Origin of the sequence: Frateuria sp. Soil773, from assembly GCF_001428405.1 — a bacterium.
GTDB lineage: Bacteria > Pseudomonadota > Gammaproteobacteria > Xanthomonadales > Rhodanobacteraceae > LMSL01.
Window position 1 is genome coordinate 251361 of record NZ_LMSL01000041.1, and the last position, 10040, is coordinate 261400.

7 protein-coding genes, 1 tRNA gene and 1 pseudogene are annotated in these 10040 nt (G+C 67.5%); 2 read left to right on the forward strand and 7 right to left on the reverse strand.

Going from position 1 to position 10040, the window contains the following annotated elements:
• The first annotated feature begins 58 nt into the window (after positions 1 to 58).
• The gene (locus ASG87_RS16955; protein ID WP_235499677.1) at positions 59 to 616 is read left to right on the forward strand and encodes a GspH/FimT family pseudopilin; all 558 of its coding nucleotides are present in this window, start codon (positions 59 to 61) and stop codon (positions 614 to 616) included.
• A gap of 297 nt (positions 617 to 913) precedes the next feature.
• Here ASG87_RS16955 and ASG87_RS16960 read toward each other — a convergent pair.
• The 7 genes from ASG87_RS16960 to grxD form a co-directional block, all read right to left on the reverse strand.
• Positions 914 to 990 (reverse strand) — tRNA-Asn (locus ASG87_RS16960).
• A gap of 64 nt (positions 991 to 1054) precedes the next feature.
• On the reverse strand, positions 1055 to 2455 hold the full coding sequence (gene ppnN / locus ASG87_RS16965; RefSeq protein ID WP_056007966.1) for a nucleotide 5'-monophosphate nucleosidase PpnN: 1401 nt from the start codon (positions 2453 to 2455) through the stop codon (positions 1055 to 1057).
• A gap of 152 nt (positions 2456 to 2607) precedes the next feature.
• Positions 2608 to 5979, reverse strand: a complete 3372-nt coding sequence (locus ASG87_RS16970; protein ID WP_056007969.1) for a carboxypeptidase regulatory-like domain-containing protein — start codon at positions 5977 to 5979, stop codon at positions 2608 to 2610.
• Between the two features lie 319 nt (positions 5980 to 6298).
• A complete protein-coding gene (locus ASG87_RS16975) occupies positions 6299 to 8014 on the reverse strand; it encodes a lysophospholipid acyltransferase family protein (RefSeq protein WP_056007972.1) in 1716 nt (571 codons plus the stop codon).
• Positions 8015 to 8116: 102 nt separating this feature from the next.
• Entirely contained in the window at positions 8117 to 8713 is a 597-nt protein-coding gene (locus ASG87_RS16980; protein WP_056009040.1) for a YhgN family NAAT transporter, read from the reverse strand.
• A 57-nt stretch (positions 8714 to 8770) separates the two neighbouring features.
• Positions 8771 to 9538, reverse strand: a complete 768-nt coding sequence (locus ASG87_RS16985; protein WP_056007975.1) for an SDR family NAD(P)-dependent oxidoreductase — start codon at positions 9536 to 9538, stop codon at positions 8771 to 8773.
• Positions 9538 to 9861, reverse strand: coding sequence for a Grx4 family monothiol glutaredoxin (gene grxD, locus ASG87_RS16990; protein ID WP_056007978.1), 324 nt, complete (start codon positions 9859 to 9861; stop codon positions 9538 to 9540). The genes ASG87_RS16985 and grxD overlap by 1 nt, the downstream gene beginning before the upstream one ends.
• 117 nt (positions 9862 to 9978) lie before the next feature.
• Between grxD and ASG87_RS21270 the strand changes: the two are divergent.
• Positions 9979 to 10040, forward strand: a pseudogene (locus tag ASG87_RS21270) (superoxide dismutase [Fe]); the annotation flags it as partial.

Here is a 10040-nt window from a genome sequence, read left to right on the forward strand (position 1 = left end):
ACCGCCGCGTGCGGGATGCCTAGCATCGGCGGCTGCATGGATGCAGAAGGTACGAGACATGGAGCCACGCCACGGACTTGGCGCTCCCGTCGGGCAGCGCGGCGCCACCCTGGTCGAGCAGATCATGGTGACAGCCCTGGTCGCCGTCCTGGCAGGCATCGCCGCGCCGCCGCTGTCGCGCCTGCTGCGGCGGAACGAGATCCGCGCCGCCCAGGCCGATTTCATCGGCGCGCTGCAGTACACCCGCGCCCTGGCCGCGCAGGGCGGCGTGCGCGCCCTGTTCTGCCCCAGCACCGATGGAGCGCATTGCAGCGACGATGTGCGCTGGGAGCGCGGCTGGCTGGTGGGCCGCGACCGCGACCACGACAACCAGCCCGACGGCGGCGCCGACCGCAGCGGCCCCGGCCATCGGCAAGTCACCATCGTCAGCACGGAAGGGCGCCGCCAGGTGCGCTTCCAGGCCGACGGCAGCGCCGGAGGCAACAACATCACCCTCACCTTCTGCCATCCCGGCCGCGCGGAACAGGCGTTGAGCGTGTTCGTCTCGCGCTCGGGGCGGGTTCGCGGAACCCATGCCGATGCGGCGCATGCCGACGCTTGTGCGAAGGCGATCTGAAACGGCGGGATGGCCACTCGCCGCAGCGCAAAGCAAAGGCCCGCCCCGCGTTGCAGGTGACACTCCAAGCCGGACTCGAACCAGCGCCTCCCGCTTCGCGTTCACGATCTAAAGCATCGGAGCAACGCCGACACGAGCAGCGACGAACAGGAAATGCCAGCCGTCGAAGCAAGCGGACAACCGGCCGCCACGACCAAGCCGCCCGGGCCAGAAGCAGGAGAAGGGTCGTCGTTTTACGCGCGGTTTTACGCAGGCAAAAAAACAAGGCCCTGCATCGCTGCAAGGCCTTGAAAAATATGGCGCCCGAAGCTGGACTCGAACCAGCGACCCCCTGATTAACAGTCAAGTGCTCTAACCAGCTGAGCTATTCGGGCGGGGTGAGCTGCGTAGTTTGAATAGCGGAGCGAGGGCTGTCAAGCCGCCCTCGCCATCGCCGGGTCAGCCGGCCAGCACCCGGTAGCAGGGCACGTAGGCCGTGCCGCCCGGGAGCTTCATGCGGTGCTGAACCACGAAGGCCTGCAGCAGGTCGTCCAGTGCCCGCATGACGTCGGTTTCGCCGTCGATGTCGAACGGCCCGTGGCGCTCGATCGCGCGTACGCCCTCCTCCTTCACGTTGCCGGCGACGATGCCGGAGAAGGCGCGGCGCAGGTCCGCGGCCAGCTCGTGGCGCGGGCGGTCGCGGTGGATCGCCAACCCGCGCATCGCCTCGTGGGTCGGCCGGAACGGCACCTGGAACGCGAACGGAATGTTCAGCGCCCAGTTGAAGAAGAACGAGTCCTTGTTGTCCAGCCGGTGGTTGCGCACCTTGTCGATGCCCCTGACCATGGCGCGCGCCACGGCGGCCGGGTCGTCCACGATGATCTGGTAGTACCGCGCCACGTCCTCGCCCAGGGCGAGCCGGAGGAAGCGGTCGATCTGCTCGAAATAGGCCGCCGACTGCTTCGGTCCGGTGAAGACCAGCGGGAACGGGATGCCGGCGTTGTCCGGGTGCAGCAGGATGCCCAGCAGGTAGAGGATCTCCTCCGCCGTGCCCACGCCGCCGGGGAACACGATGATGCCGTGGCCCATGCGCACGAAGGCCTCCAGGCGCTTCTCGATGTCCGGCATGATCACCAGCTGGTTGACGATCGGGTTCGGCGACTCGGCGGCGATGATGCCCGGCTCGGTGATGCCGATGTAGCGGTTGTTGCGGCGGCGCTGCTTGGCGTGCGCGATGGTGGCGCCCTTCATCGGCCCCTTCATGGCGCCCGGGCCGCAGCCGGTGCAGATGTCCATGCCGCGCAGGCCGAGCTGGTAGCCCACCTGCTTGGTGTAGTCGTACTCCTCGCGGGAGATCGAGTGGCCGCCCCAGCACACCACCAGGTTCGGGTCGATGTGCGGCTTGAGGATGCGCGCGTTGCGCAGGATCTCGAACACGGCATGGGTCAGGCCCACCGTGTCGTCGAGGTCGAAGCCGCCCTGCTCCAGTTGGGTCGCCACGTAGACGATGTCGCGCACCACCGCCACCAGCAGCTCGTTGATGCCGCGGATGATCTGGCCGTCCACGAACGCCTGCGCCGGCGCGTGCGACAGCTCGATCTTGATGCCGCGGTCCTGCTGCAGCACCTGGATGTCGAAATCCGGGTACTGCTCGAACATGGTGCGCGGGTCGTCGCTGATGTTGCCCGAGGTCAGCACCGCCAGCGCGCAGCGGCGCAGCAGGGCATGCAGCCCGGACCCGCTGGCGTCGCGCAGCCGCGCGACCTCGTTGCGGGAGAGTATGTCCAGCCCGCCGGCCGGCGAGATGCGGGCGCTGACCGCCGCGGCCTTTCCGGCGCGGCCGGCATGAATGTCGTTCATCGAATCGTTCTCCGTGCCACTTTCCCAAGGGAACGCATGCCCGTGCGGATGCGGCGACCGTGTAGCTTCCCGCGTCGGCCATGGCAGGGTCAAGACAGCAAAAAGCCGGCGCCCTCGCGGGCGCCGGCTTCGCTTCCAGGCTTGCAGCGTGCTTAGAAGGTGTAGCGCACGGTGGCCAGCACGGACCAGCGCTGGGTCGGACCGTTCAGCTCGTCCGCACGCGGCAGCGCGAGCGGACGGTAGTTGCCGTTGCCATCCTTGTAGGCTGCCTTGCTGATGTCGTAGATCGCCTTGCCATTGGCGTCCACGCCGGCGAAATCAGCCAGGTTGCGCACCAGCGGGAAGGCCGCGCGGTGATCGACGCCCCACTTCTTGTTGAGCATGTTGCCGAAGTTGTAGATATCCAGACGGATCACACCCTTGTTGCCCTTGAACAGGCCCGGGATCTCCTGACTGAAGCTCAGGTCGATCTGGTTGACCCAGGGAGCGCGGGCGCCGTTGCGACGGGCGATCGAGCCCTTGTGGTCCTTCAGGTACTTGTTGCTGTCGATGTACTGCCAGAACGAGTCCTGCTGTGCCTGCGTGGTGCCCGGCGCGAAGCTGATGTCGCCCTTGTTCGGGATGTAGGCCAGGTCGGAGGTGAAGCCGTCGCCGTTGGCGTCGTTGCCGAAGCGCCAGCTATACGGGGTGCCCGAATGGCCGTCGTAGAACATGGTGGCGCTGGTGGCGTAGTCGCCGAAGAAACGATGCTGCCAGGTCAGCGACGCGATCACGCGCTTCGGGATCGAATAGCTGGACGTGGTCGCCTTGTTCTCGTTCGGATTCACCCAGACGTTGTTGCTGTAGCTCGAGCGGGCCACGCTCGAGGTGCCCGGGTTCACTTCGGTGGCGCGGCTCCAGGTGAAGCCGACCATGGCCTGCCAGTCGTCCGACATCGGCTTCTTCAGCGCCAGGCTGAAGCTGTCGGCGCTACCCTTGCTGCTGTTGGCGAGGTTGATCACGGCATCGCCGAATGCCTGGTTGGCGTTGCTGCGGGTCGTATTGGAGACGGTCTTGCCCTTGCCGTCGAGAATCGGCGCGCCGGTGGCCGGGTTGATCAGCACCGTGCCACTGTTCCTGTCCTTGTAGTAGGTGAAACGGCCATCAGGCAGTACGCCGGTGGGGGCGCCAATGTTGAAGTTCTGGTACCAGATCGCGTTGCGATTCTTGATGTGCTCGTAGTCCGCGGTGAACACCAGGCCCCACCACGGCAGCTCCTTGTCGAAGCCCAGCGACATCTTCCACACGCTCGGGATGCGGAAGTCGTCGCTGATGGTGCTGACCGCCATCTGCGCGCCCTTGGCGCCCGGAATCGGGGCCGAGCCGCCATTCTGGCCGTGCGGGTCCGCGCTGAACGGCGGCAGGCCGGTGGTCGGATTGCAGGCGCTCTGCGACGGGCCGCAGTTGTACTGCACCTGGGTCACGCCGGAGTTCTGGTAGATGTTGCCCAGCCACACGCTCGGCGGGTTGGAGATGAACAGGCCCGCGCCGCCGCGCAACTGGGTCAGGCGCTCGGTATCGAAGGTGTAGTTGAACGACGCGCGCGGCTGCACCTGGCGGTGGCCATTGATCGTGGTGGTGTTGCTGCGGCCGAAGCCACCGGCTGCCGACACGCAGTTGGCCGCGGTGACGGCCTGCCCCGGAGCAGCGGCGTAGCAGGGGTTGTACAGCGGCTTGTCGCTGGTCAGCGGGATGTCGACGCGGAAACCGTACTGCACCGACAGGTTGGAGTTCACCTGCCAGGTATCCTGCAGGAAGATGCCGTATTCCTTCAGTTCGAAGTCGGCGGCGACGTCGTTCAGGCCGAGGCCCGCAGCCGGGGCGTTGTAACGGTATTGCCAGTACTTGCCCGCATTGAAATCGGCAAGCGTATTGAACTGGTAGCTGCCGAACGCGTTCTGCAGGAACAGGTTGTAGTACTGGCCGCGCTGGAAGTCGAAGCCACCCTTCACGGTGTGGTCGCCCAGGTAGAACGTGCCGGCCCAGGCCGCGTTCAAGGTCTTCACGCGAAGCACGTTGGCCTGGCTGGAGTACTCCGTGCCGAATTCCACGCCGGGCGAGCTCGTCGTGGCGGTGCAACCGCTCGTGCCATCGACGCAGACCGAGATGTCAGGCATCGCGGTGCCGTTGTACGGACCGCGGTTCTGCTTGAAATCCGCGTACGAAACGGTGGTGTCGGTGGAGAAGATGTCCGACCAGTCGTCGTAGAAATGCAGCGCGTAGCTCTTGTTGTTGACGTCGGTCTTGTACCAGCCGCTGGACAGCACCAGGATGTTGTTGTTGCCGGTGATGATCGGCTTGTTTTCCTTGGTCTGGTTGAAGGTCAGGCTGGCACGGTGGTTGTTGGTGATGTTCCAGTCGATCTTGGCCAGGTAGCGCTTGTCCTGCAGGTCCGAGCTGCCGCCGTTGAGGCCGCCGATGTCGCTCAGGCCCTTGGCCCTGGCTGCCGCCATGATGTCGTTGACGTTCTGCTGGGTCAGGCCGCGGATTTCGGTGGTCGCACCGGAACCCTGCACGCCGTACTGCGAGGACGGGCCGATCTGCTTGCTCTTTTCGTACGAGGCGAAGAAGAACAGCTTGTCCTTGATGATCGGGCCGCCCACGGTGGCACCGGCGGTCCAGGTGCGGCGGTAGCCGCCGTACGGTTCGCCGTCGTAGTCGGCAATCATCTTGTCGCGGTTCTGGAACGCGTAGTACACCGAACCGTGAAAGTCGTTGGTGCCGCTCTTGGTCACCGCGTTGACGATCGCGCCGACGCCGCGACGGGTGGCCACGTCGTAGTTGGCGGTCGAGATGTTGTATTCCTCGATCGTGTCCTGCGAGATCGGCGTGCCCAGGGTCGGCAGGCCGTTGGCATTCAGGCCGAACGGATCGTTGGCGCTCACGGAGTCGACCGTGATGTTGTTGTAGCGGCTGTTCTGGCCGATGGCGGAGATCTCGCCGCGGTCACGATCCGTGATCACGATGCGCGGGTCCATGCGGACCACGTTCTGGATCGAACGGTTCGGCGTGGGCTGCGCCTCGAGCTCGCGACGCGAGACATTGGTGCTGATGCCCTTGTTGTCCGGCGAGAAGGTCTGTGCCAGCGCGCTGGCCGAGACGGTCACGCCCTGCAGGTTCTGCGCTTCCTGCGCCTTCGCGCCGCCCATGGTGAGGTTGATCGCCGACTCCTGCGCCAACTGCAGATAGACGTTGTCCTGCTCGGCCTGGGCCATGCCGGCCTTGGACACGGTCACATCGAACGGACCGCCCACGCGCAAGCCCTGCGCGGAATAGCGGCCATTGGCATCGGTGGTGGTGATCTTGGTGGTGCCCGACGGCTCGTGCACGATCTGCACGGTGGCGCCGGCGACCGGCTGGCCGCTGCTGTCGAGTACGCGGCCGCTGATGGCGGACGAGGTGTCCTGCGCGATGGCGGGCGCCGCGGCTGCCAGCATGGATGCGATGGCAAACGGCAGGACTTTGGCTCGAATTCGGCTGTTCATTTGTGGATTGGCCCCATGGCTCGCAACGAAAAATTCAGGCGGGATGAAAACAGCCATGCCACTGCCCGGCATGCGCCAGGCAATCGCTTGATGCTTGTTTTCCCTAGTGTTCCGGACGTCCGGTGATGCTCTAACGTGGCGGGTCCACCCCACCTGCCAAGCAATTGTTAAGCGGACTTTAACGGCATTGTATGACACTTTTGTAACCAAGGCACGTCAAACGTACGTCCGCGCATTGACGGACCGGACGTCGCCGTCCGGCGCCTTGCCGTAACCGGATTTCGAGGGCGAATCCGCGCCGCCGGCCCGGGGCCGGCGGTCAGCCGGCCTTGCCGAGGTAGCGCGCCCGCTTCGCCGGCTTGAGCGTGGCCAGGTCCAGCATGACCAGTCCGTCGACGCAGCCTGAGAAGCCGGGGTCCTCGCCGAAATCGAGGAACTGCACGCCCTCGGGCTCGACCAGGTCCACGTACTGGCGGTACAGCACCGGCAGCGTGACGCCGAGGGCGTCGAGGTGGTGCTTGAGCTTGCCCAGGCCGGCGCTGGCGTCCAGCCCTTCCAGCGCATGCCGCACCAGCTCGATCACGTCGGGCGATACGCGGAACGGCTGCCTGGCGGCCGCCAGGCCGGGGGCGCCGAAATAATGCTGGTGCGCGGCGGCGATCCATTCCCGCGCTTCGCGCGGCAGGCTCACCGACATGCTCACCGGCCCGAACAGGTAGCGCAGCTCCGGATGCCGCTGCAGGTAGAGGCCGATGCCCTGCCACAACTGGTCCAGTGCCCGCGAGCGCCAGTAGGCCGGCGCGATGAAGCTGCGCCCCAGCTCCAGGCCCTGGGCCAGCCGCGACTCCAGCGCCGGCGAGTAGTTGAACAGGCTGGAAGTGTACAGCCCGGCCATGCCGCGCTCGGCGATCAGCCGCCCGCCATGCCCGAACCGGTAGGAGCCGACGATGCGCAGCGCCTTGGGGTCCCACAGCACCAGGTGCTCGTAGTGCGGATCGTAGGCGTCCAGGTCGCGGCGCGCACCGGTGCCCTCGCCGACCTTGCGGAAGGTCAGCTCGCGCAGGCGGCCGATCTCGCGCAGCACGGCGCTGTCGGCCGCGCCCTTGAACAGCAGGGCCTGCTTGCCGTCGTTGAGCTCGGCCAGCTTTTCGGCCTGCGCCATCAGCTCGGCCGCGACCCGCTCGGTGGGCTCCGGATGCGCCAGCGGCGCCTGGCCGCCAAAGATCAGCCCGCGATGCCGCCCGACCCGGTAGATGTGCCGGCGCATCAGCCGGGCCGCCTGCGCGGGATCGCCGCCGCTGCGCTGCCCCAGTTCCTCCGCGCCGATCAGCGCGCCGACGCTGAAGCCGATCCGCCGCTTGACCGGCGCCACCGCCTCGCGCGGCAGCATCGCCGTGCTCAGCGGCTTGGCAAGCATCGACAGCCCGTAGAACATCGCCGAATTGCGCGCGGCGACGTGGATCGGCAGCACCGGCGCCTTGCTGCGCAGGGCCAGCCGGGCGAAGCCGTCCGACCAGCGCCCGTCGCGCACGCCGCCCGGGCGTACCCGCGACACTTCGCCGGCCGGGAACACGATCAGCGCCTCGCCGTTGTCCAGCGCCCGGTAGATGGCGCGCATCTTCGACGCCGCGCCCTTGCCGAACACGTCCACCGGCAGCAGCAGGCGGCGCAGGGGCTCGATCGAGGCCAGCCAGTCGTTGCCCAGGATGCGCACGTCGCTGCGCACCGAGCCGACCAGGTGCAGCAGGGCCAGCGCGTCGACCATGCCCAGCGGGTGGTTGGCGACGACCAGCACCGGCCCTTCGACCGGGATGTTCTCGCGCTCGCGCGGGTTGAGGTGGTAGCTGGCGCCGAGCACTTCCAGCGCGCGCTCGACGAAGTCGAAGCCCTCCACCTTGCCAACCGCGTCGAGGACGCGGTTGAAGCCGGCCTCGTCGGCCAGCCGCCCCAGCATGCCGGCGACCGGACGGCGGATCCTCGGGTGCTGCGCCAGCCACGGCAGGCGCTCGGTGAGAGTCTGTTCGACGCTGAGCATGACCGCCTCCTACGTTGTTTCGCCCATGCTGGTGACCAAGTATGACAGCAGGGTGATGCCACCGGGACGGAATCCGCACACAACCGTGCGCGGGCGCATGTTTCAAACGGCCGGGTGCAGGAAGGCCGCCAGCCCGCCCATGAACATCTGCACCGACAGCGCGATCAGCAGCATGCCCATCACCCGCTCCAGCGCGGTCAGCACGCTCTCGCCCAGCCAGCGGAACAGGTAGGTGGCGCTGAGCAGGATCGCCGACGTGGCGAGCCAGGCCAGCAGCAGGGCCACCGCCCAGTCGGCGGTGCGGCCCGGCGAGGAATTGGTCAGCAGCAGCAGCGCGGCCATCGCCGAGGGGCCCGCCACGCCCGGGATCGCCATCGGCACGATGAAGGGTTCGCCCTCCGACTTGCCGAAGATGCCGCCGCCGTCGGCCGGCGGAAACACCATGCGGATGCCGATCAGGAACAGCACGATGCCGCCGGCGATGCTGATCGACTCCTGCTTCAGCTGCAGCAGCTTGAGGATATGCTGGCCGCCGACCAGGAAGCCGAGCAGCACGCCCAGCGCGATCAGCAGCTCGCGCACCATCACCACGCGCCGGCGTTTCGGCGGCACGTGCTTGAGCAGGCTCAGGAAGAACGGGATGTTGCCCAGCGGGTCCATGATCAGGAACAGCAGGATGCCCGCCGACAATGTGGTCATCTGCGCTTCCATCGGAACCCCCTGTCGCTGACGTCAGTCCGTTGCATGATGCGCCCGTCAGGCCGGCCGCAGGTCGAGCGCGGCGCCGCGCGCAGCCGCGCCTTCGGCGCCGAGCAAGTAGATCGCCGCCGCCGCGCTGGCGTCCGGCAGCGGCTGCAGCAGGCTGTCCTCGCCGAAATAAGCCTGGCGCCGCAGCGTGGTGCGCATCGGCGCCGGCAGCAGCGCATGGGCGCGCACGCTGCCGCGCTCGGTTTCCTGGTGCAGGATCTCGACCAGGCGCTCCAGCGCCGCCTTGGAAACGCCGTAGCCGCCCCAGTGCGCGCGCTGCAGCAGCTCGGGGTTGTCCAGCACGAACACCACCGCGCCGTCGGGCGCCTCGCCCAACAGCGGCAGGCAGGCCTGGGTCAGCGCGAACGGCGCCGACACGTTCACGTGCAGGGCGCGCAGCCAGTCGTCGGGCTTGTGCATCGCAAGCGGAGTCAGCCCGGCGAAGCTGGCCGCGCAGTGCACGATGCCGTCGAGCCGGCCGAGGTCGCGCCGCAGGCCGTCCGCCAGCGCCTCGTAGTCGCGCGGCGTCGCCACCTCCATGTCCAGGGGGTGGATCACCGGCTCGGGCAACTGCTCGGCCAGCATCGCGTCGTAGAGCTGCTCCAGTTGGCGCTTGCGCCGGCCGGTGACCACCACGGTGGCGCCGGCGCGGGCGGCGGCGCGCGCCACCGCGCCGCCGAGGCCGCCGTAGGCGCCTGTGACCAGCACCACGCGGTCCTTCAGGGTGTCGGCTGCCGGCAGCCAGTCCTGCGGCAGGCGGGTCAGCGGCAGCGCCATCAGTGCGCCACCCCGGCCACGTCGCTGGCCATGCGGCCCAGCTCGCCGGAGGCCTTCAGGTCCTCGACGATGTCGCAGCCGCCGATCAGCTCGCCCTGGATGAACAACTGAGGGAAGGTCGGCCAGTTGGCGAAATGCGGCAGGGCCGCGCGCACTTCCGGGTCGGCCAGCACGTTCACCGCATGGAACGTCGCGCCGGCCTCCTTCAACGCCTGCACGGCGCGGCTGGAAAAGCCGCACATCGGAAACTGCGGCGTGCCTTTCATGAAAAGCACGATGGGATGCTCGGCGAGCACCGTCTTGATTCGCTCGTTGACGTCCATAACTTCGGTTTCATCACTACAATGCACGCAGACCGGTAGTGTATCAGCCGAGCATCGGCCGCCGCCCGGCGGCATCGACCCCGGCTTTCCCTCAGCCAACGCCACAGGAGCCTACTCATGGCGATCGAACTCCCCCCGTTGCCGTACGAAAAGAACGCGCTGGAGCCGCACATCTCCGC